General features: G+C 26.7%; 19 protein-coding genes and 2 pseudogenes. 7 read left to right on the top strand and 14 right to left on the bottom strand.

Going from position 1 to position 22,076, the window contains the following annotated elements; translation table 11 throughout:
* Positions 1–182: 182 nt before the first annotated feature.
* Positions 183–1,529, bottom strand: a complete 1,347-nt coding sequence (locus I2A75_RS04175; RefSeq protein WP_195263222.1) for an MATE family efflux transporter — start codon at positions 1,527–1,529, stop codon at positions 183–185.
* Between the two features lie 142 nt (positions 1,530–1,671).
* On the opposite strand from I2A75_RS04175, the gene I2A75_RS04170 reads away from it, so the two are divergent.
* Entirely contained in the window at positions 1,672–2,559 is an 888-nt protein-coding gene (locus I2A75_RS04170) for an AraC family transcriptional regulator (protein WP_195263221.1), read from the top strand.
* A 242-nt stretch (positions 2,560–2,801) separates the two neighbouring features.
* Here the strand turns inward: I2A75_RS04170 and I2A75_RS04165 are convergent, their stop codons facing one another.
* The 7 genes from I2A75_RS04165 to I2A75_RS04135 form a co-directional block, all read right to left on the bottom strand.
* Positions 2,802–3,602, bottom strand: coding sequence for an Rpn family recombination-promoting nuclease/putative transposase (locus I2A75_RS04165; protein ID WP_195263220.1), 801 nt, complete (start codon positions 3,600–3,602; stop codon positions 2,802–2,804).
* A gap of 144 nt (positions 3,603–3,746) precedes the next feature.
* Positions 3,747–6,881, bottom strand: coding sequence for an AAA family ATPase (locus tag I2A75_RS18175; protein WP_195263219.1), 3,135 nt, complete (start codon positions 6,879–6,881; stop codon positions 3,747–3,749).
* A 1-nt stretch (position 6,882) separates the two neighbouring features.
* Positions 6,883–8,052 (bottom strand): exonuclease SbcCD subunit D, encoded by a 1,170-nt coding sequence (locus I2A75_RS04155; protein ID WP_195263218.1) that lies wholly within the window; start codon positions 8,050–8,052, stop codon positions 6,883–6,885.
* Positions 8,053–8,251: 199 nt separating this feature from the next.
* Positions 8,252–9,106, bottom strand: coding sequence for a patatin family protein (locus I2A75_RS04150; RefSeq protein WP_195263217.1), 855 nt, complete (start codon positions 9,104–9,106; stop codon positions 8,252–8,254).
* A gap of 186 nt (positions 9,107–9,292) precedes the next feature.
* Complete coding sequence (locus I2A75_RS04145) at positions 9,293–9,814, bottom strand: ECF transporter S component (protein WP_195263216.1); 522 nt, start codon at positions 9,812–9,814, stop codon at positions 9,293–9,295.
* Between the two features lie 99 nt (positions 9,815–9,913).
* A complete protein-coding gene (locus I2A75_RS04140; protein WP_195263215.1) occupies positions 9,914–10,942 on the bottom strand; it encodes an acyltransferase family protein in 1,029 nt (342 codons plus the stop codon).
* Positions 10,930–11,760 (bottom strand): alpha/beta hydrolase, encoded by an 831-nt coding sequence (locus I2A75_RS04135; protein WP_195263214.1) that lies wholly within the window; start codon positions 11,758–11,760, stop codon positions 10,930–10,932. Before I2A75_RS04135 ends, I2A75_RS04140 begins: the two co-directional genes overlap by 13 nt.
* Before the next feature lie 330 nt (positions 11,761–12,090).
* On the opposite strand from I2A75_RS04135, the gene zupT reads away from it, so the two are divergent.
* Positions 12,091–12,867 carry a zinc transporter ZupT gene (zupT, locus tag I2A75_RS04130; RefSeq protein ID WP_195263213.1) on the top strand — a complete coding sequence of 259 codons (777 nt, stop codon included), beginning with the start codon at positions 12,091–12,093 and terminating at the stop codon, positions 12,865–12,867.
* Positions 12,868–12,901: 34 nt separating this feature from the next.
* On the opposite strand, the gene I2A75_RS04125 is transcribed toward zupT, so the two are convergent.
* Together I2A75_RS04125 and I2A75_RS04120 are read right to left on the bottom strand one after the other, a co-directional pair.
* Complete coding sequence (locus tag I2A75_RS04125; protein ID WP_195263212.1) at positions 12,902–13,519, bottom strand: DUF4397 domain-containing protein; 618 nt, start codon at positions 13,517–13,519, stop codon at positions 12,902–12,904.
* A gap of 10 nt (positions 13,520–13,529) precedes the next feature.
* Positions 13,530–15,491: a hypothetical protein gene (locus I2A75_RS04120; protein WP_195263211.1), complete on the bottom strand. Its 1,962-nt coding sequence runs from the start codon at positions 15,489–15,491 to the stop codon at positions 13,530–13,532.
* A 143-nt stretch (positions 15,492–15,634) separates the two neighbouring features.
* Here I2A75_RS04120 and I2A75_RS04115 point away from each other — a divergent pair, with 143 nt between their 5' ends.
* The gene (locus I2A75_RS04115) at positions 15,635–16,921 is read left to right on the top strand and encodes an aminotransferase class V-fold PLP-dependent enzyme (RefSeq protein WP_195263210.1); all 1,287 of its coding nucleotides are present in this window, start codon (positions 15,635–15,637) and stop codon (positions 16,919–16,921) included.
* Positions 16,922–17,022: 101 nt separating this feature from the next.
* Here I2A75_RS04115 and trmB read toward each other — a convergent pair whose 3' ends face one another.
* Positions 17,023–17,676, bottom strand: a complete 654-nt coding sequence (trmB, locus tag I2A75_RS04110) for a tRNA (guanosine(46)-N7)-methyltransferase TrmB (RefSeq protein ID WP_195263209.1) — start codon at positions 17,674–17,676, stop codon at positions 17,023–17,025.
* Between the two features lie 299 nt (positions 17,677–17,975).
* Here trmB and I2A75_RS04105 point away from each other — a divergent pair, with 299 nt between their 5' ends.
* The gene (locus I2A75_RS04105) at positions 17,976–18,215 is read left to right on the top strand and encodes a hypothetical protein (RefSeq protein WP_195263208.1); all 240 of its coding nucleotides are present in this window, start codon (positions 17,976–17,978) and stop codon (positions 18,213–18,215) included.
* Positions 18,216–18,480: 265 nt separating this feature from the next.
* Positions 18,481–18,831 (top strand): annotated as a pseudogene (locus I2A75_RS04100) (TIGR04076 family protein).
* A 224-nt stretch (positions 18,832–19,055) separates the two neighbouring features.
* On the opposite strand, the gene I2A75_RS04095 reads toward I2A75_RS04100, so the two are convergent.
* Both I2A75_RS04095 and I2A75_RS04090 read right to left on the bottom strand, forming a co-directional pair.
* Entirely contained in the window at positions 19,056–19,703 is a 648-nt protein-coding gene (locus I2A75_RS04095; RefSeq protein ID WP_195263207.1) for a hypothetical protein, read from the bottom strand.
* A gap of 279 nt (positions 19,704–19,982) precedes the next feature.
* The gene (locus I2A75_RS04090; protein ID WP_195263206.1) at positions 19,983–20,669 is read right to left on the bottom strand and encodes a cyclic nucleotide-binding domain-containing protein; all 687 of its coding nucleotides are present in this window, start codon (positions 20,667–20,669) and stop codon (positions 19,983–19,985) included.
* A gap of 152 nt (positions 20,670–20,821) precedes the next feature.
* On the opposite strand from I2A75_RS04090, the gene I2A75_RS04085 reads away from it, so the two are divergent.
* Together I2A75_RS04085 and I2A75_RS04080 are read left to right on the top strand one after the other, a co-directional pair.
* Positions 20,822–21,244 (top strand): DMT family transporter, encoded by a 423-nt coding sequence (locus I2A75_RS04085; protein ID WP_195263205.1) that lies wholly within the window; start codon positions 20,822–20,824, stop codon positions 21,242–21,244.
* Between the two features lie 9 nt (positions 21,245–21,253).
* Positions 21,254–21,718 (top strand): DMT family transporter, encoded by a 465-nt coding sequence (locus I2A75_RS04080; protein WP_195263204.1) that lies wholly within the window; start codon positions 21,254–21,256, stop codon positions 21,716–21,718.
* Between the two features lie 283 nt (positions 21,719–22,001).
* Here the strand turns inward: I2A75_RS04080 and I2A75_RS04075 are convergent.
* Positions 22,002–22,076, bottom strand: a pseudogene (locus tag I2A75_RS04075) (NADH peroxidase); the annotation flags it as partial.

The raw sequence follows: 22,076 nt of genomic DNA, 5'->3' as shown, positions 1-22,076 counted from the left end.
TTGTTTCTTCTATGTTTACATTATATGAGGATTTTATATTCAATTCGGTAACACTCGTTACAAAATAATTAAAAATTAAAAAAATTTATAATTTAATTTATCTAAGCTTACTTAATAAAGAACTTCTACTTCTGACCCCGAAAGAATTTATTCCTTAATTATCAATTATGAATTATCAATTGTTAATTGTTCACAAATCCTTTTCCCTTCCACTTTCCTGTTTTCCATCTAATTAATACTAATATCCCTCTGAACCATTCATCTACTGCAAAAGCTATCCATACTCCTGCAAGACCAAGATTTAATTTTATTCCAAGTAAATACGCTAGTCCAACTCCAAATGTCCACATTGAAAATATTCCTATGTATACTGGAAATCTAACATCCCCTGTTGCTCTTAATCCATTAATACCTACTATATTTATACATCTTCCAGGTTCTAATACTATTTCTATTATAAATACTATTACTGCTATTGATAATATATCTTGGCTATTTGTTAAGAATCCTAAAATACCCTTGCCTGAAATAGCAATCAAAATACTCATAACTATTGATACTATTACTGCCTTTTTTATTGTATAAATACATAATTTATAAGCTTTGTTATCTTCTTTATTTCCTACTAAATTTCCTATTAATATACTTCCGCCTTGTCCTACAGCTAATGCAAATATATAACTAAAGCAAACTATCGTCCCAACATAACTTTTTGCAGCCATGCTACTTACCCCTATAAGATTTATAAAACTCGTTATAACTAATTGAGATAAATTATATGAAATTTGCTCAGCAGCTGATGGAACCCCAATCTTAAGTATATTTATAAGATGATCTTTAGGAAATGGCATAAACATAGATATCCTAAACTTATTTAAAAGTAAATCATAAGTAGATTTTCCTAAAATTATCAATCCCACAACTTTACTTAAAGTAGTTGCTAAAGCTGCTCCTGCAACTCCCATACTAGGAAATCCAAGTTTCCCAAATATAAGTATATAATTTAGTATTACGTTTACAATGTTCATAATAATAGTTGCATTCATACATATCTTTGTTAAACTATGAGCCCTTAATATAGCTGTAAAAGTCATAGTTATTGCTTGAATAAATATAAATCCACCAACTATCTTTAAATATTGATTTCCTAAATTTATTAACTCTGGCGGGCTATTTAATAATTTCATCATTCCAGTTCCACAAAAAAACATTAATAAACTTATAATTACCCCTATAATTGTATTTACACCAATAGATATTCCTGCAACCTGAATTATAGTTTTTTGCTCACTTTTTGCTCCTAAATATTGAGCAATTAAAATAGATGTACCAGCTGTTATTATTCCAAACATAAGATTTAGCATCCATATTATTTGATTAGATACACCTACAGCTGCAACAGCATTATCAGAATATCTTCCTAACATTATTGTATCAACACTACCCAATAAAGAAAAAAGCGCGCTTTCTATAAATAATGGCCAAGTTATACTTTTTAAGTCTCTCTTTAATCTTCCTTCAACCTCCATAATCTCCTCCACCATCATAAAGATGTTAATATAATGAAATTTATTTCTTTTTGTATTATACTGTTATTAGAATTACTTTTCTCGTTGAAAACTGCTTATAGCTATAACAATTCTGCTATTTTTTTTATTTAAAGGAGATATTATGGATAATAAAAGTTATTTACAACTTAAAGAACAAGTTAACCATGGAAATATTCAATTGCCTCTAGAAGTCTATAATGTAGAATTTAGAAACTCAGCCGATTTCTATTCACATTGGCATGATGAAATGGAGTTTATATACATACTTGATGGTTCAGCAGAAATTTGTATAGATTTTAAAATATTTAGCGTAACTACTGGAGATTTCATTATTATTCCTAGTGGAGCTATTCATTATATGATAGGTAAAGAAAATACTAAAATATCTTATATAGCTCTTGTATTTAATTTATCTTTAATAGAGGGGTGTACTTTAGATTATTCTCAAATTAACTTTGTAAATCCTATAATGAAAAACAAATTATTTTTTACAAATATAATAAGATCTTCAAATGTTGGACATGCTAAAATAATTAATTCTTTTAATAACTTAATAGAAAGCTACAATACTAAATTTCATGGATTTCAACTAGAAATTAAAGGATCTTTATTTTTAATTTTTTCTACTATTTTTAGAGAAGGTTATGTAAAGCTAAATGTAAGTTCCGAAAACTATAGTGATTTAATTAAAGTTGAAAAATTAAAAGAAGTTATTAAATATATTCAAACCAATTATAAAAACCCTATATCAATTAAAGAATTAGCAGATATAGCGCAATATAGTGAATATCATTTCTTAAGATTCTTCAAAGCTCAAACTGGAAAAACTTGTACTCAATACATTAATTATTTTAGAATTCAAAAAGCAACATTACTTTTATTTAATACTAATTTATCTATAACAGAAATTGCTTATGAAGTTGGATTTGGCGATGTGTCATATTTTATTAAAACCTTTAAGAAGTTTTTATCAATATCTCCTACCAAATATAGAAAAACAAATTTATAGACTGAGAATTAAACTTAATGATATGTATTAACTTTTCGATTTTCGTATAATTTCGAATACAATTCTTTAATTTGATGGTCACATATAGATTTTACACGACCTAATGTCACATTTCAAGTCGTCCATACCTTTAAACTTACTCTTTTTAAACTACTCATTAACTTCCAATTTATGCAATAATTATATACTATATTTTTAGAAATAAAAAAGGAAACCGCTAGGTCTCCAATAATATAATCTTATCAAATTTTTATCTTAAGAATTTCTTCTTTACTTAATTTTGTATATTTCATTATTTTTTCAATAGGTTCATTGTCTTTAAGCATTTCTTTAGCAACATCAAATGCCTTTTCTTCATAACCTTCTTCTCTTCCTTCTTCTAACTTTTCTCTATCACGCTCTAAAAGTGTCATAAATTCCACCTCCACATTAGGATTATTTTTAACTTCAATTACTCTTTTATGAATATTTTTAACTAAAGTTCCTGTAGTTTTTTCAGCTGTTTTATCATCTGAATGTTCAACATACTCTAAAAAATCAATAAGTTCATCATCTAGATCTTTCATAATCCCTTTAGTATTTAATATTATCTTATTTGTATCATCTTTTAATTTTATAGTATTATCTTCAATACATACTGTTTCAAAAGTATACTTATGCCTACCTGCTCCAAATAAATCAAAAGTACAAATAAATATAATATAACTTTTAGAAAGTTTTATATAGTCCTCACCTTTACTTATTAAGTCTAAGTCAATATTTCCTTGATAATATCTTAATCTTTTGGGAATATTTTTATGTTTCCCACGTTGCATTTCTACATTATAAACAGTATTATTTTCATCTTTTACATATATATCTAATCTAATACCTTTACTTTCTAAAAGTAATTCTATAGTTTTTTGATTTTCTGGCATTTCTATCTTTTCAATTTTAATCTCTAAAAGTTTCTCTAGAAACTCTTTACAAATTTCCTTATCACTCATTACTTTCGCAAACAAAAAATCATCTTCTAAATTTAAATCTTTTAATCTTTTTGCCATTATACCGCCCTTTACACTTCTCTCATTTTATCTTTTGTTTAAGTTCTTGCCATTATTATATTAAATTATTCCTTCAATCTCAATGACAAATTCCTATTTATAGAGTGCTTTATTAAACAACTAACTCACCTTATTAACTTATGTCTAAACTTTGAAGACAGCTTTACTTCCCTTATTTGTTGAGCTTACTTCTAGTTTAGTTTCTATTCTATCTTTTAGTTCTTGAACGTGGGAAATTACTCCAACTATTCTTCCATCGTCTTGTAGGTCTATTAAGCATTCGATGGCTGAATCAAGGGATTCTGGATCTAGGGTTCCGAAGCCTTCATCTATAAACATAGTATCTAATTGTATTCCACCTGAATAACTTTGAACCACATCTGCAAGGCCTAATGCCATAGATAATGATGCTTTAAAAGATTCTCCTCCTGATAAAGTCTTTACATCTCTAGATTTACCTGTATAGTTATCAAACACTTCTAAATCTAATCCTTGCCCTTTTCTCTTATCTCCTAATTCTTCTTTTCTTAAAAGCTCAAATCTATTGCAAGTCATTTGGGCAAATCTAATATTAGCAGCTTCAATTATATCTTCAAAATATGCTGCTAAAACATATCTTTCAAAACTTATTTTTCTTGGATTATCTCCATTTATCACTTTTGCAAGCTTACCTACAGTCTTATATTTTTCTTCATCTGCCTCTATTAATTTACTGTAATTAATACATTCTCCAATGATTCTTTTATTTTGGCTTATTCTTAAGTAAATTTCCTTTTCAGTTTTTTCTAAATTAATCTTTTCATTATTCTTAGCTTCTAAAGCTTCTTCTATATTTCTTATATCGACTTTATTTAAGTCCTTACACTCTTCTAAAGATAAATTATAGACCTTTTGTGCATTAGATATATCCATATTAAACTTATTTATATCTCTTTCTAATGCATTAATTTCCACCTCTGTCATTCTACTTGAAGAATAGTCATTGTAATTTTCAAATCCTAATTCTAGAACCTTTTCTTTAAACATATTCAAAGCATCATCAAGCTCTGACTTTGCATTTTCAGTAACTTTCTCCAAGGAACTTCTATTACCATTTTCTTTATCATAAATAGTTTTTATATTATTAAAGTCTTTTTCTGCTTTTATATAATCCTCTTTTAGCTTTTCAAGAGTACTATTTACTTTTAATTGTTCCTCTTCTAACTCTTTAAGGCTTCTTATAGTTCCTTTAAATTCACTAACTATATTTTGTAAATTTGCTTCTTGTGTTTTTAATTCTCCCTCTTTTGCTAATAGTTCTTTATTTTTATTTTCTAGCTCAACTCGTAACTGTTCAGTATATTTTTCTATTTCTTGCTTTTGCTTTAATTTACTTGATTCTAAAGACACTACTTTTTCAATTTCTTTTTTCCTATTAGTTATTTTATCTAAATTGCTACAATTATTTTTTAGTTCAAAATTGGTCTTTTCTATAGACCCTTCAATATCATATTTGAAATTTTCTTTATTAAATATTTCTATAATTATAGGTTTTATCGTTTCTTCTTTAAGTGAATTTATCTCTGCTTGTATCTTAGTTAATTCTCTATAATAAGATTCTCTTTTTTCATAAAACTTGTCAGCTAATGCTTTAGCTTCTTTTACTGTTACTTCATTTATACTTTCAGCTTCTATAACTGCAAGCTTTGGATGATGAGTAGAACCACAAACTGGGCAATTTTCTCCTTCTATTAAGTCTTTAGCTAATATTCCTGCTTGATTTCTTCTAAAGGCATCTTCTAGCTTTTCATAATTATTTTTCTTTTCATTATATTCTTTATCTGCACTTTCATAAAATGCTGTTCCTTTTACATGTCTTTGACTTTCTAACTTACATTTTTCTAAAGCACCTAAAAGCTTATTAAGTTTTTCTTGCTTAGATATATAATTTATTTCTTCTATATCTAAGCTACTCTTTTCATCTTTTAACTTATTTATATTTTCTAGTTCTTCTGATAATAATTTTATTAAGTCGTTCTTATTATTCCTATCTAAGTCTATTTGCTTTATTCTTTCAAGAATATATTGAGATTCTTTATTTATCTTATCAAGCTTTTCTTTATTGCTTTGATAATTTGATGCCTTTTCTTTTAATTTCTCTATTTCATCAAGCTGTTTTCTTAAATTGTTTTTTATATCTTCTTTTTCATTTTCTATTTTTAGTTTTCTTTCTGCATCTTCAAATTCTTTTTTATATTTCTCTAAATTTTCTATACTTTTTCTTAAACTTTCTTCTGCCTTTAATAAGGATAATTTCTTCTCCTTATATTTGTCTTCAAAGCCTAAAGCTGTTACAGCTTTTTTTCCACTTTCTAATTTCACATTTTTGACTTCATATTCATGCTTTAATAAATTTAATTTCTCTAAATCGCATTTATATTTTTCTAGATTATCTATCTTCTTATTTATATCATTGGCTAAAACTAATTCTTTTGATATATTATTAATTTCTATATTAATTTCTTTAAGATTTTCCTTTATTATATCTTCTTCTACTTCATCTTTATCTATAGCATCTTTAAATTTTGAAAGTATTAATTCTATATTTAAGTCCTTAGCATTTATATTTCTTCTTAACTCTTCGTCATCTTCTTTACATGAAAATGCCTTAATTCTATTTTCTCTATCTCTTTGTATTTGCTCTATAGACTTTTTAAGATTATTTGCTTCTGATTTTATATTTTGTTGTATATCTGAAAAAACCTTAGTTCCAAAAATCTTTCTAAAAATTTCTTCTTTCTTGTCACTATCTGAATTTAATAACTTCTTAAATTCACCTTGTGGAATCATAACAAGTTGTTTAAATTGTTCGCATGTAATTCCTAGTATTTCTTCAACTAATCTAGTAACTTCTTTTGGTCCTGATACTGTTTTATCTCCTATTTTTATTTCAGCAGAAGGCTTACTTTCTGTAAATCCATCACCTCTTTGCTTAGCTCTAAAATATTGTGGTGACCTCTTTATATAATAATCTTTATTTCTAAGTGAAAACCAAAGCTCTACTTCAGTTGGAGTTGATTTATCAGCAAAGTCACTTCTTAAATTTTTACCCTCTCTTTCACTACCACTTGCTTCTCCATATAAAGCAAAGTTTATAGCATCAAAAATTGTAGTTTTTCCAGCACCTGTATTTCCTGTTATAACAAACATATTTTTCCCATCAAGACTTGCTTCAAAATCTAACTCTTGTCTTTCAGCATATGGTCCAAAACCTGTTATTATTAGCTTTCTTATCTTCACCTTACTCTCCCCCCTTCTCTGCGCCTTCTATTATTTTTTCCATGATTATCATTTCATCTTCGCTACAAACTTCATCCATTATATCTTCATAAAAATTTTTAAATAAAGTTATTTTAGATTTTTCTTTTATATTAGTTGCTACATTTCTACTACTATTTCTTGAAACTCTTTCTTCTCTGGTAAGTTCCATAACATTTGGATATATACTTCTAAGCTTTGCCATTGGATCTAAAAGCTCACCTTTATCTTTTAATATTACTTTTATGTAATCCTCATAATTCTCTGATGAATTATCAAAGCCTTTAATGATTTCATCTAATGTTCCAGTCTTAATTCTAAAATCTCTTCTTGGCTTTAAATCATAAATTTTTATATCTACATCTCCATTTTCATCTATATCTACAATGGTGATCCCTTTTTTTTGCTTTACTTCTGAAAATGAATATTTCATAAGTGAACCTGAATATCTTATTCTATCACTTCCAACCTTTTGAGGACCATGTAAATGTCCAAGAGCTGTATAATTAAATCTTTCAAAGTGCTTTGAATTAATATATTCAGTTCCACCTATAGAAAGAGGCTTTTCTGAATCACTCTCTTCTAAAACTTCAAAGTTATCTTCCTTCATTTGAGTTACATAACCATGAGCTATAGCAATATTTCTTTCATCTTCATTAAAATCACTTAATGCTTCAGAAATTATTTTTTGCATAGCTAAATCATGTGTTTTTATATTTTCATCTTCAAATAAATCCCTAACAACTGGTACATCTGCATATGGTATTGGGTAAAAATTGATTTTTCCATATTCATCTTCCAAAACTATTCTATCTATTTTTCTTTTTAAGTTTCCAACTATGTATAACCCACTATCACTTAATAATGAGCTTGCAAATTCCACTCTTTCATTACTGTCATGATTTCCTGCTAAAGCTATTACCTTAGTATTTAAATCCTTAACTATTTTTTTCATGGTTTTATTTAATAATTCAACAGCATGAACCGGTGGAACTGATCTATCATATAAATCACCTGCAATTAAAACAACATCTGGTTTTTCTTTTTCAATTGCCTCATAAATTTGCTCTATTATAAATTCTTGATCTTCTGTCATATAAAATCCATTGACAAGCTTTCCTATATGCCAATCACCCATATGAAAAATCTTCATAAAATCACCTCAAAATATTTTACTTAATATATGATAATTATATCATAGCAAAATAATTTTATATTACATAAGTTATAATAATGATATTACATTTAACTAAATATATAAGAAATTGATAGTATTTAAATTAAGTAAGTATACAAAAAAAAAGGAAGTAATTTTTTTCCAAAATCACTTCCCTTTTTATCTACTTATAAAACTATTTATTAATAAATTTTATTAAATCCTCTGATATAGCCTTTGCATCCTCATATCCCTTATTATAAATAGATTCTAATTTATTTTTATCTCTTTCAAATCTACTAACATCTAATGGGCTACTTGGCCTTATAACAAAACACTTTCCCTCTTCTTCTAATCTATCTAATTGATCTAATGTTTCATTATATATTTTATATCTATTTTCCATAGCATTAATAAGACCTTGATGTTTTTTATACTTTCTTTTTATTATAGGCATTATTTTTGTTTTACTCTTTCTATAACCCTTATGTTGAGTTAAAACTACAATATGCTTTTCTATTCCATCATCTATAGCTTTTTGTATTGGTATTGGTGCAGCTATTCCACCATCCATTAATTTTTTATTGTCAAAATCAACTATCTTTGCAACTAATGGTAACGAAATAGAAGCTTTTAATGCCCCATATCCATATCCATCATTAAAATCTTTAATATTATAAAATTCTGCTTTGCCAGTTTCACAATTTGTTGCTCCAACAATAAATTGTGCTCCTGAACTTTCAAACCCTTTATGATCGAAAGGCTCTAATTCATTTGGTATAATATTAAAAAGCATATCCATTCCAAAAGCTGAACCAGTTTTAATTAAATTACTGAAACTTAAATATCTCTTATCATTTATGTAATTTATATTTACCCTATAATTTCTTTTATGCTGTTTTGAAATATATGAAACACAATTGCAAGCTCCAGCTGATACTCCTATACAATATTTTATATCTATATCTTTATCTAATAGTAAGTCTAGCACACCTGCAGTATAAACTCCTCTCATTCCTCCACCTTCTAGAATAAGTGATGTACTTTCCATGTTAATTCCTCCAAACTATATAATTATATCGTAACTATTTCCATTAATTTTAAATTATATCACTTTATATAAAATAAAAAAATATAAACTTAACAATAATGTGAATTTAAATTAATTATAATTTTTCATAATAAAAAGTCTGTTAATACTTCAACAGACTTTTTATAAGTAATAATATTAAGTATTTTAAGCAGCTTCACTTGAAAATACATCATATATATTTTTTCTTCTTGCTTTAGCTAATGATTTTACTAATGCATATGATATTGCTCCATCAACAAAATGATGAAGAATAGTACCTATTGCTACTACTACTATAAATTGATAAACTGAAAAACCAAATGGTATAACTATAAGCCCTTCTAAAATACCATGAATAGGTGCTGTTATAGCAATTGCTTTCTTAAAGTTCCTATCCTTATTTATTATTAACGCACCTACAAATCCAACTATTATATGCATAGATGCTCTTGCTGCAACTACTAATGGAGTTGTTATAAAAAATCCAAGTGCAGATCCTACTCCAACAAATATTGCTACAGCTGGTGATATCAACATTGCTAAAAACATAGGTACATGTGATGCTATAGTTGCTGTAAAAGGTCCTACTACTATTTTTAAAAAGCCAAATTGAGTTGGAATTATAATTGCAATTGCAGTCAACACAGCTGCAAAAACCATTTTTCTAATTTTTTCTCTACTTTCCATATAAAATCCCCCTTAAACACTAGTGTATATACACCAGTATATTATTAATATATCTATTTGTAAATATTTTTTTCGCAAATAAAAAACTCATTAAATAAATTAATGAGTTTTCTTATTCATATATTTATATTTTTTAATAGATTTTTTCCCAGTATCTATACTTATATTAACCGGATAAAATATTCCATCATACACGCTATTAATCTTTTTTCTGGATAAAAGGAAAATTATAATAAAAGGACTTACTAAAATTAAAACATTCTGTAACATGCTAATATTCCATCTAGGTATAAAGAAATATACTAGCATAACTAAATAAATATGAAAAACATATATATTCATAGTTGCTTTTCCTATTCTAGAGTAGAATTGTTCTTTACTTGGAACTAAATTTATTACACAAACACTAAATATTATTGCTCCAAAATAAAGGAAAATCCTAAAGACAATCCCCTCCAGTAATGAAACTCCCAAAGCATCATATGAATATGAATTGTATAAAAATTTATAATCAAATAAATTATTTTTAACTATATACATAGCCACTAATAAAAATGCTAGTATTCCCGTAAGAGCATATTCTCTTTTTAAAGATTTAACTTTTTCTAAATTCTCTTCCTTCGTATAGTATCCAAGTAAGAAAAATGGTAAAAACACAATAGTTCTAGAAATTGATAAAGTACTTCCTATGCTAGGTATTAATCCAACTAAAACACCTATTATAAAACTAACTAATAAAATATGTTTAAATTTTATTAAATATTTTAATGTCATTCTCCAAAAAAACAAACTTAATAAATACCATAAAGTCCACCCAGGATAAAGTACAGAAAACATCGCTCTTTTTGTACCTATATATACAGCAGTATACCAAATCATATTAAATATTATATATGGTATTAATAAATTTCTAATTGCCTTTCTTTTCATTCTGTAAAAATTCTTAGATAAGTATCCTGAAATAAATATGAAAAGAGGCATATGAAAAATATATATGAAAATATATATAGTTCTAAGGGTACTATTATCCTTTATATAATATTCAATTACATGCCCAAACACTACAAAGAATATTAATATAACTTTCAGATTATCTAATAAATAATTTCTTGTTTTTAACTTCTCCATATATCTTCTATAAAATCTAAAATTATTTTAGATTCTTTTTCTCCTTTGTTTATTACTAGAGATATTATATCCGAATGATGCTTTTTATCTAAAATTTTTAATTTAGCATTCCCATTTAGACTATTTACCTTATCAACAAAGCTAATAGAATTTTCTAAGTTGATTAATGGATCCTTATTACCATGTAAACATAGTGTAGGAATATTATTGCTTTCTTTTAGCAAGTTTATAGGATTCATTTCTTTAAAAGAATTATCCTTACCAATATAATTTTCAATTAATGTTATAGAGTGTTTAGATTTACATTTTTCAAAATCTAATACTCCAGCTAATGTAATTAGCCCTTTAAAAATATCACTATTTATACCAAATTCCTTTTGTTTATTTACATTGAAAACTATATTAGCTGCAAGCTCTCCACCTGCTGAAAATCCTATAACTATGATTTTCTTGTTTTCAATATCATTTTCTTTTAATAAATAATCTTTTAAAGACATAAAAACATCATCTATTTGAGTTGGATATTTATATAAAGGTACAAGCCTATAAGCTGGAAGAACTACATTATATCCTAAATCATTAAAAAACTTTCCAATGCAACTAGATGTCTTAGGGCTTCCATGCCACCATCCACCTCCATGAATGAAAAATATTATAGGTTTATTTTTATCACCTTTATAAGTTCTATAATACTGTTTTATATTCTCCCCATATTTAAAATTTTCAAAATCATTTTTTCTACTTTGTATATTTTCATGTAAAATCTTATAAATTATAGGTATCATTGCTATCTTTTCTTCTATTTTATTATTTATCATACTACCTCTCCTAAAATTTAAAATACTAGCTTCGTAATTATATATAGTTAGATTAGTATTATGTAATATCACTTTAATAATATTATTATTTATAAATCAACTATACATTATATATTACATTTCCTTCCTAATAATACAATTACATAAATTATATTATAAAATTTTCTATAAATTGCATAGTATATTTTCTTTTCTAATATATTTATTAATATATTTGTTACAATAAATATTTAACATTTAACTAAACTACAAGTATTTAATAGTTTTGATAATATAGATTATTTATTGAAAACATAATTCAAAATACTAATAACTTTGTGAGGTACTTTTATGTTAAACAATCAATCTTTTATTCCCTTATTACTTTCTTTAATGGCAGGTCTATCTACAGTAATTGGGGCTTTTATTGTGTTTTTTTCTAAGTCTCAAAATAAAAAGCTAATTACATTTGCACTAGCTTTTTCTGCTGGAGTAATGATAACAGTATCCTTTACTGATCTATTCATTTCTGCTGAAGAGACCCTTAGTAAGTATAATGGCAAATTAAATGGAGTCCTTTTATCACTTTTATTTTTGTTAGCAGGTGCATTTGTAGCATTACTAATAGATAAGTTTATTCCTGATGAACCTAAAGTGAACCCTTCAGCTCCATCAGGAAAACTATATAGAGTTGGATTTGTATCAATGATAGCTTTAATGATACATAACTTTCCAGAAGGCATCGCTACTTTTGTTTCTGGGTATGAAAATACTACACTTGGTATATCTATAGCTTTAGCCATAGCACTTCATAACATTCCAGAAGGTATTTCAGTAGCCATGCCTATATATTACTCTACTAAAAGTAAGTATCAAGCATTTAAATACACACTTTTTTCTGGACTTGCTGAACCAGTTGGCGCTTTATTAGCTTTCTTATTTTTAAGGCCTTATATAAATGAAATAATACTTGCTATAATATTTGCTATGGTTTCGGGAATAATGCTTTATATTTCCTTTGCTGAGCTTATACCTGCTTCTAGACAATATGGATATCATAAAACTTATTTATTTTCAATTTTTTTAGGAATATGTATAATTCCATTAAGCCATATTTATGTACATTAAAAAATGACTGTATCTTGAAAGATACAGTCATTTTTTAATCTCTTCCGTCTTCAACCATAAGATATCCAATTTGTGGGTGCCTATTTAATAAACCTATTATATATATTGTGTAATATCTTCCATTTCGTAATGTCTTCTCATTTATATACTTTTCTAATCCAGCTATAGCTGAAAAAGTAACTTTAAAATCATAAATCGCTGGAGATAAAGGATAATATCCTGTAGTTTCCAAATACTCGACATTCCCAAATAAATTTATATCATTTGGCAATGATAAAGATATTAAAGGAGCATTAGGTGATAAATTAATAAACCTCAAAAAAGTGAGTGTCATATTACCTTTCACATTAACATCATTCAAAACTAATATATTAATTGCACTACCGCTAGATACTATATTAACTGTTAAAGTCGTATCAGGTAAAACATCAATATTTCTTGTAAATATTGGATCATCATACGTTCCTGTTACATATAACTGAAGCTCATGATTTCCTGGAGGTATATTTTCATAGCATGATATATCCGAAAAAGCTATGTTTTCTCCAAGTAAATTTCCATCTAAATAAATATCTACAGCAGGTGCCAAAGGGATAGCATGTAAAAATCTTATTTTACTTTGTAAGTTAGGTAAGTTCTGACGGAATAACATATTTTTCACCTCACTCTTTATTAGAATGCTCTAAAGTTATTTTTATTATCTTTTTAACTAATAAGCTTATTATTGGGTGTGGAACTCTATACGCCTTTAAAGTTGATATTATAGCTCCATGATTTTCTTCTATTTTCTTAAATATACTGTCTATTTCTTTACTCTTATCATCTCTATATATGCTTTCATATTCACTTCCCAAATCTAAATCTCTTAATATTCGCATATGAGGAGGTTCTTCTATCTCCTTATCTTCTCTTATAACTCCACTTTTTTCATAATTCTTCATATAATCATTTAACTTCTCAAATGAATTATATGAATTATCTATTTTAGGATTTGTCGCAGTTAAAGTTTCTATTTGATTACTAGTATCATTTATATCAAAGCCTTCTGGTACGGTATAACTTGGTCCCATATTTAAAGGATTCATATTGGGAATATTAGTTAATGTGTAATTAGGTTCAGAATCATTATAATTTATATCCATGCTATTTGGTAAAGTATTAGTAGCTACTCCAGTTACACTACCTGTATATAAATTATTTGCATTTTCCCCCATGCTTATATTCTCATTATTTTCTTCCATGGATTGGATATTTGGAGTTGATTTAAGATTATTGTAATTAGTAAATGGAACATATCCTTCATCCATGCTTCCTTGATAATCATCATCCCATATATTATTTATATTATCATTTACTCCTGAAACTCCATTATTCATATTCCACATGTTGTTATTCATTCCTGTAAATCCAGCATTCATATTCCACATGTTATTATTCATTCCTGCAGCCCCAGTACTCATATTTCCTATGCCACTATTCATTCCTGTAAATCCAGTGTTCATATTTCCCATTCCACTATTCATTCCTGCAGTTCCAGTATTCATATTTCCCATTCCGCTATTCATTCCTGCAGTTCCAGTGTTCATATTTCCCATTCCACTATTCATTCCTGCTGCTCCAGTATTCATATTTCCCATTCCGCTATTCATTCCTGCAGTTCCAGTGTTCATATTTCCCATTCCACTATTCATTCCTGCAGTTCCAGTATTCATATTTCCCATTCCGCTATTCATTCCTGCAGTTCCAGTGTTCATATTTCCCATTCCACTATTCATTCCTGCAGTTCCAGTGTTCATATTTCCCATTCCACTATTCATTCCTGCAGTTCCAGTGTTCATATTTCCCATTCCACTATTCATTCCTGCAGTTCCAGTGTTCATATTTCCCATTCCACTATTCATTCCTGCAGTTCCAGTGTTCATATTTCCCATGTTGTTATTTATTCCTGCAGCTCCAGTATTCATATTTCCTGTACCATCACTCATCCCCATATTCCCAGCATTAATATTCGATGTATTACCATAACCTAAAGTTGCACCATTACAGTTTTTTTCCTTATTATATGAATATAAAGCTTCTGATTGAGTTTCTGACGGATATTCTAAATTAAAGTTATTACTAAAGCTAGTACCACTTTGATTATTCATTCCACTAGTGTTGGTATTAGTTAACATATTACTAGACAAATATCCACTTTCTTGAGAAAAGCCTTGATTATAGTTATTCCCTGACATATTTCCTGCCATGGTACCTTGCATGTTACCTGTCATACTACCTAGCATGCCACCTTGCATATTACCTTGCATGCTACCTGACATATTACTTGGCAAATTACCTTCATCGTAAGTATTAAAGTAATTTTCATCTGCATAACCATATTTAACGTTTGGTACATAATCTATTGTTTTTAAAAAGTTTTCATCTAATATTTCACCATCTGACGGATTAGAAAATCCTAATATAAAATTATTAGTCATATGGCTTATATTTGGTGAATTCATGTTTACAATTGGAAACCAGCTAGAATCCTTCTCTGAAAAAGGCTCTTTTATATTTAAAGGAATAAATTTTAAATCATCATCTTCATTCTCTTCTTGCTGTCTATTTAAATCATTATAATACATATATTTCCTCCAAAAAATATTTCATTATATTTATATGTTATATATTTATATATGTTCCCTCATATATCATTAGAACTCCCCACTTTTAACTTTCATAGCACAATACATGAAGTAAGTGAATAGAATATATGGGAGGTAATGCTATGTGTAATTCAACAGATAATTCTTTAAGAGATTTATTTATAGGTCTTAATAAAAGAGTTCCTATATTAGATGATAATAAAATAATACCAATAAATTTTGATAACGCTGCAACAACACCAGTTTTTAATAGTGTTATAAATAAAATAACAGAAGCATGTGAATTATATGGATCAATTGGTCGTGGCCTTGGACAAAAGTCAGAATACTCAACAAAACAATATTGTGACTGTAGGGATTATATATTGGATTTTTTTAATGCTTCAAAGGATAGATATACTGTTATATTTGTAAATAACACTACTGAGGGAATTAATAGACTATCTAATATATTAATAGAAAATAAGAATGATATAATTATCACTACAAGAATGGAACATCATTCTAATGACCTCCCTTGGAGAGGAAAATGTGATTTAAAATATATTGAAGTAGATGAAAATGGCAGACTAAAGCTAGATGAGTTACAATACTTACTAGACAAATATAGTGGATTAGTTAAATATGTTACAATTACTGCTGCTTCAAATGTAACAGGATATATGAATGATTTATCTTATATTTCTGAACTTGTTCATAACTATAACGCCAAGCTAATAGTAGATGGTGCTCAAATAGTGGCTCATAAAAAAATTGATATAACTGCTGATTCAATAGATTTTTTAGTTTTTTCTGCTCATAAAATGTATGCTCCATTTGGAAGTGGTGCTATTGTTGGACTAAAAGAAGACTTTGAAAGACTATATCCCGATTTTAAAGGTGGAGGAACTGTAGAAGCTGTGTTAGATAACTCCGAAGTTTTATTACCACCTCCTGAAAAAGATGAAGCTGGTAGTCCTAATTTTTTTGGTGCTATTGCATTAGTTCAAGCAATGAAAGAATTAAAAAATATAGGATTTGATACCATTGAAGAAAACGAAAAAACACTATTAAAAAGAACAATTGATGGTTTAAACTGTATTAATGGCGTTATATCTTATGGTGATAATGAAAATATATCGGATAGATTAGGTATAGTAGTTTTTAATATAGATGGAATGTATAATGCTGAGGTAGCTAGATTACTAGCAAATCTTAGAGCAATAGCTGTAAGGCAAGGTGCTTTCTGTGCTCATCCTTATGTAAAAAGATTATTAGGATTAACGGATTTGGAAGCAAGTAGACATTTAGTGGATTCAACTTGTAAAATGCCTGGTATGGTAAGAGCAAGCTTTGGATTATATAACTCAATAAAAGAAGTTGATATATTCTTAAATATCATTGATTTAATATGTAAACTAAGAAATTAAAAAACTTTATAATAAAAAGAGTTAAGTAAAAGTTGTGTAATTAAACTATAAATTACACTGCCTCTCATAATGAGGCTTTTTACTTAACTTTTTATTATTTTCTATCTACTTGCAATTAAAAACTTAATCTTTATTCCTTGTTCACTAAACATATTTTCATGTTCTGTTCTAACATTACCCACAAAACCACTTTTATGTAAATCATATGTAATATAGTCAATATTAAACCCTGACTCTTTAAAATATTCTATAGACTCATCAAATAACTCATCATCGTCTGTCTTAAAGTATATTTCTCCATCTTCTGCTAAGAAGTTTTTGTAGTTTTCTAACTGTCTTGTATGAGTAAGTCTTCTTTTTTTATGTCTTTCCTTTGGCCATGGATTACAGAAGTTTATGTATATTCTATCTACTACATCTTCTTCACTAAAAATATCATTAATTAAGGCAATTTCTTGAGCCATTAATTTCAAATTATTTATTTCTTTATTTTTATCTTCGTATGCTTTTTCTATATTTCTTTTTGCTAATACCAATACTTCATCTTTGATATCAATAGCAATATAATTTATATCTTCATTTTCTGATCCATGAACAGCTATAAACGTTCCCTTTCCACATCCTAGTTCTAAGTATATAGGATTATCATTAACAAATGATTGTTTCCATTTTCCTTTATTTTCACTTGGATTAGTTATAAAAAAATTACATGCTTCTAATTCTGGTCTAGCCCATGGCTTTTTTCTTAATCTCATGTTCTTCACTCCATCTATTATAATTCATAATCATTATACAGATTTTATATATCATATACAACATATAAATATCCTTCGTTTGAATTTAAAGATGTTGAATAGACAGGCACTATTTATTAAAATTCAATTTATTTATATCTTATTAAAATTATTAAATGAAGATTTAGTCATATTAACTTTACTTATAATTTGTAACTATTTCAAACTACAGGAAAATTTGATTTAAAAAATTCAATGCTACGGGATATTTGCCCAAATATAACATAATTATTTTGTAATAGTAAAAAGAGGTGAAATAAATGAATAGTAAGAAAATGAAATCTATTCTAACAAAGATTTCATTTATAATTGGGACTATATTATTGGTATGCTTTGTGGGAGGTTTAGTTTATTTACGTTATGATTACTATACTAATGCTAGTCCTTACGCTTCAACGCCATTATCTGTTTATAACATAATTCATGGCGTAATATTTTTAATTCCAAGTATTATATTTTTTGTTATAGCAATATTATTAAATTCAGAAGTAAAAAAATAAAATCATTCTAGGTTAATTAGGATTCTTATATTATAAAAACAAAATAAAAACAAATTTATATAAATACCGTATTATTCAAAAAGAATATACGGTATTTTTTAGTTTACAATTCAGAAACAATAATTAGTTTATATAATTTGTTCTTTGAAAATTGAATAGTACGCATTAAAATATATAAAAATTATTCTTTATTTGATATATAATTGAATTATATGAGTTAGTTGAATATTAAACTACTCGATAAATTGGAATTTGGAGTGTAATCATTAAAAAATGGTATGATGAGGAATATAAATTTGAGATTTAGGTAACAAGATTTCTTCTTAGCGACAACACAGAGCGGTATTGCCGAAATGGTGAGGACGTCGGAGATAAGTATGTATCTCTGTACCTATGGCTCTCCTGTAAATACAGATGGACAAGGGATTTGCTCTAAGTAATGATGATTATGTTCCCAATTATGGAGGCTGTCAGAAGTGGCGAAGATTTAGAGAGCATCGGCGGCAATAGCAAATATAGCAAGGATATTGTATGTCCAGATGGTTGCGTTATGTTCAGGCTGACGGCAAAGAAACTTGGAAATGAGAATTTTTACAAGGGTAAGTTTTTCGATTGATTTTAGTTTTTATTGCGTTTAGTTTGAAAAAAGTGAAAAATTTGATGTCTACTTTTATTTATGTTTATTAATCACCATCAGTTTAAAATAAAGCCTTTAATTAATAAAAGGCTGTCATAGACAGCCCTTCAATTTGAAATATTAAATTAAAAATTACTTTTTATAGTCTTTAATCCCATTTTATACTTTTAACCGTGCCTCAGCACATTATCAATTATTTCTATTTACTTTTTAGTAACCTTAACCTTGATTATATTAACTGATGCATATTTACCTACTTCATCTTTATATGAATCTAAATTTATTGCCGCTTTTTCTGAATCATCATCTTTAAATTTTACTAATCCAATTAATGTAATTTCTTCATCTAAATTCTTGCCTATTTGACTTACTTCTGACTTTGAATCAAAATCTATGCTTTCTCCATAAGTTTTAGTTATCTTATATTCTGGATTTTTAGCATCCTTTGTATTTTCTTTATCTACTTCTGCAATAGAATATATAGATTTGTCAGCTTCTCCATCATTTGATTTTGCTGTATTCATTATTATATGTACTATTGAGTCTTTTTCTATAGTTTCAGTTGTATATTTAGTTAATTCTTTTGTTTCACTCAACTCACCATTACTGTATTTTTCCACATATAAACTCACATCATATTGAGAATCCTTTGGTAATACCATTGATGCCACTGTACTTTTATCTTCACCATAATTTGCAGATTCTAATAATAGTTCAACAACCCCTTGAACTTGTTGATTAACTATTTTAACATCCCCTTCTGGTAATTTAGCTCCACCTGCTGTACATCCTGCTAAGCTTGCTGTTATAGCTACTGCTGCTACTATTGCTGATAACTTTTTTATTTTCATGTGTTTTCCCTCGCTTTTAATAATTATGATATGATAATTTAATTATATCATATGTAAATTTGCTAATATATATGTTTCAACTAATAATTAACATAATTAACAATAATATAATATTTAAATGATTAATAAGCTTATTTAAGTAAAACATATCACCAAAATACTGAATGTGATTCATTCTTTATATAAGTTTATAAAATATATATTTAATTATATATAAATCCTTTATTTCAGCTTAAATACAAATTTTATAAAGTATCTCTTAATAAAAAAAATTATTCATCAGCTATATATATCTGCTGCTAATTCTTCTAGCTTTTTATAATCTATAACAATGTAATAATCTTCTTCCTTTTTTAAAATATTTTTATTACATAATCTATTTAATGTTCTTGATAAATGTCTATAACTTGTACCTAACAATTCAGATATTACAGTTAAAGTTTCATCAAATTTAATAAATTTGCTATTTTTATCTGTACCTATAGAAATTATATAGCTTGCAACCCTACTTTCTAATGGATACATTAAATTTATAGATGCATTTTTAGATGATCTTTTAAGTTTTCTCCCTAATGAATTGCATAAGAAATTTAATAAATTTGTATCATTATAATAAATATTTCTCAATACTTTTAATGGAATGCCTATACAAATACAAGGCTCTATAGCTTCAACATTACAGCTTGATAAATCATTAGTAATTAACTCTAAATCCCCTAATGTATCTAACTCTTTATAAAAATCCAATAACAATAGTTTACCATTCTTTAATGTTGTATAAACTTTTGCCTTTCCTTCTACAAAGAACATTAGATACCTTATTTCTTCCCCCTCTTTAAAAATTAATTCCCTCTTATTAAAAAATAAAACTTCAGAATTATTCTTAATATCATCATTAAATAAACTTTCAATATTATTTAATTTTATATATTTCTCTATTAAATTAATGTCAGTTACCCTCTTCATTTTTTCTCCCTAGCTTATAAGATATTATTTTTTTAATATTTTATTTAAATATCAAATCTTTATTGTAAACTATATATTCATTATGACATATGTCCTAATAAAATATAATTTTTTTATGTTAAATTTATAAAAAAAGCATAAGGAGAATTAATATGTATAATTTTTTATCTTTATTTACAGGAATATTAATTACTATAATGGTTAGCTTTAATGGCATTTTATCACAAGCCATAGGTAATTATTCATCCTCTTTAATTATTCATCTAACTGGATTTATTATAGTACTAGTAATTCTATTGCTAAAGAAATATAAAATATCCTTTAAGAAAAAACTTCCTATTATATTATATAGCGCTGGAGTAATTGGAGTTTTTACAGTAATTTTTAATAATATAAGTTTTAAGGAATTAGGGGCTTCTTTGACTATATCATTAGCTCTTCTTGGACAAGTTGTATCTTCTTTTATAATAGATAGTTATGGTTTAATGGGAATGAAAAAAGTAAGATTTGAAAATAAAAAAATATTTGGATTTTTAATTATAACATCTGGAATAATTATTATGACATTTTTTTAGGAGGGTTTTATGTTATATATTTTACTTGCAATTTTATCTGGAGTCTCTGTTGTTTTATCAAGAATTGTTAATTTTAAGTTAGCTGAAGAAATAGGAACTTTCCAAGGAACCTTTTTTAATTATTTAACAGGTTTCTTAACATCATTAATATTTTTCTTTCTTACTAAAGACTATATTAATATCAACAATTTGAATGAATTATCTATTCCATTTTATGCATACCTAGGAGGAACAATTGGTATTTTAGTAGTTTTACTATTTAATTATATTACACCTAAAGTATCATCTTTTTCTCTATCACTTTTAGTTTTTATAGGTCAGCTATCTATTGGTATTATTATAGATTACTTTTCTAGTAATATTATCTCTATAGGTAAAATACTCGGTGGATTATTAATTTTATTAGGATTAAGTTATAATATATTTATTGATAAAAAAGCTCAAGAAACAAAAAGTTTAAATATAATTAAATGATAAAAAGACTCAGGCTCAGAAATCTATTTAATATAAAATTTATTCAATTTCAAGTAATCTTTATTTTTCAAAAAAGTTAATCTCTTATTTTTGCAAAGGACCTCGCGAAACGCGAGCCCCTTTTAAACCATTTATTTTACTTACTTGAATACATTTTTAAATTTAAATAGAAATTTTTATATATTATTTATATATGCACAAAAATGGAAGCTCTAATTAGAACTTCCATTTTTATTGGCTAATATCAAAATTTATTTTGATACAGCTCCTTTTTTATTTATAATTAGTTTTGTCCGAAATATCTGTCTAATAATCCCTTGAATGCTTGTCCGTGTCTAGCTTCATCTTTACACATTTC

It is taken from the genome of Clostridium sp. 1001275B_160808_H3, from assembly GCF_015550425.1.
Lineage (GTDB): Bacteria > Bacillota > Clostridia > Clostridiales > Clostridiaceae > Clostridium.
The sequence above is the reverse complement of the archived record's forward strand: the minus strand, read 5'-3'. Positions and strand labels throughout refer to the sequence as shown.

What these genes read in the sequence shown, in the direction of transcription:
- I2A75_RS04175 (WP_195263222.1), bottom strand. Translation starts at nt 1,529, where the DNA reads ATGGAGGTTGAAGGAAGATTAAAGAGAGACTTAAAAAGTATAACTTGG.
- I2A75_RS04170 (WP_195263221.1), top strand. Translation starts at nt 1,672, where the DNA reads ATGGATAATAAAAGTTATTTACAACTTAAAGAACAAGTTAACCATGGA.
- I2A75_RS04165 (WP_195263220.1), bottom strand. Translation starts at nt 3,602, where the DNA reads ATGGCAAAAAGATTAAAAGATTTAAATTTAGAAGATGATTTTTTGTTT.
- I2A75_RS04155 (WP_195263218.1), bottom strand. Translation starts at nt 8,052, where the DNA reads ATGAAGATTTTTCATATGGGTGATTGGCATATAGGAAAGCTTGTCAAT.
- I2A75_RS04150 (WP_195263217.1), bottom strand. Translation starts at nt 9,106, where the DNA reads ATGGAAAGTACATCACTTATTCTAGAAGGTGGAGGAATGAGAGGAGTT.
- I2A75_RS04145 (WP_195263216.1), bottom strand. Translation starts at nt 9,814, where the DNA reads ATGGAAAGTAGAGAAAAAATTAGAAAAATGGTTTTTGCAGCTGTGTTG.
- I2A75_RS04140 (WP_195263215.1), bottom strand. Translation starts at nt 10,942, where the DNA reads ATGGAGAAGTTAAAAACAAGAAATTATTTATTAGATAATCTGAAAGTT.
- I2A75_RS04135 (WP_195263214.1), bottom strand. Translation starts at nt 11,760, where the DNA reads ATGATAAATAATAAAATAGAAGAAAAGATAGCAATGATACCTATAATT.
- zupT (WP_195263213.1), top strand. Translation starts at nt 12,091, where the DNA reads ATGTTAAACAATCAATCTTTTATTCCCTTATTACTTTCTTTAATGGCA.
- I2A75_RS04125 (WP_195263212.1), bottom strand. Translation starts at nt 13,519, where the DNA reads ATGTTATTCCGTCAGAACTTACCTAACTTACAAAGTAAAATAAGATTT.
- I2A75_RS04120 (WP_195263211.1), bottom strand. Translation starts at nt 15,491, where the DNA reads ATGTATTATAATGATTTAAATAGACAGCAAGAAGAGAATGAAGATGAT.
- I2A75_RS04115 (WP_195263210.1), top strand. Translation starts at nt 15,635, where the DNA reads ATGTGTAATTCAACAGATAATTCTTTAAGAGATTTATTTATAGGTCTT.
- trmB (WP_195263209.1), bottom strand. Translation starts at nt 17,676, where the DNA reads ATGAGATTAAGAAAAAAGCCATGGGCTAGACCAGAATTAGAAGCATGT.
- I2A75_RS04105 (WP_195263208.1), top strand. Translation starts at nt 17,976, where the DNA reads ATGAATAGTAAGAAAATGAAATCTATTCTAACAAAGATTTCATTTATA.
- I2A75_RS04095 (WP_195263207.1), bottom strand. Translation starts at nt 19,703, where the DNA reads ATGAAAATAAAAAAGTTATCAGCAATAGTAGCAGCAGTAGCTATAACA.
- I2A75_RS04090 (WP_195263206.1), bottom strand. Translation starts at nt 20,669, where the DNA reads ATGAAGAGGGTAACTGACATTAATTTAATAGAGAAATATATAAAATTA.
- I2A75_RS04085 (WP_195263205.1), top strand. Translation starts at nt 20,822, where the DNA reads ATGTATAATTTTTTATCTTTATTTACAGGAATATTAATTACTATAATG.
- I2A75_RS04080 (WP_195263204.1), top strand. Translation starts at nt 21,254, where the DNA reads ATGTTATATATTTTACTTGCAATTTTATCTGGAGTCTCTGTTGTTTTA.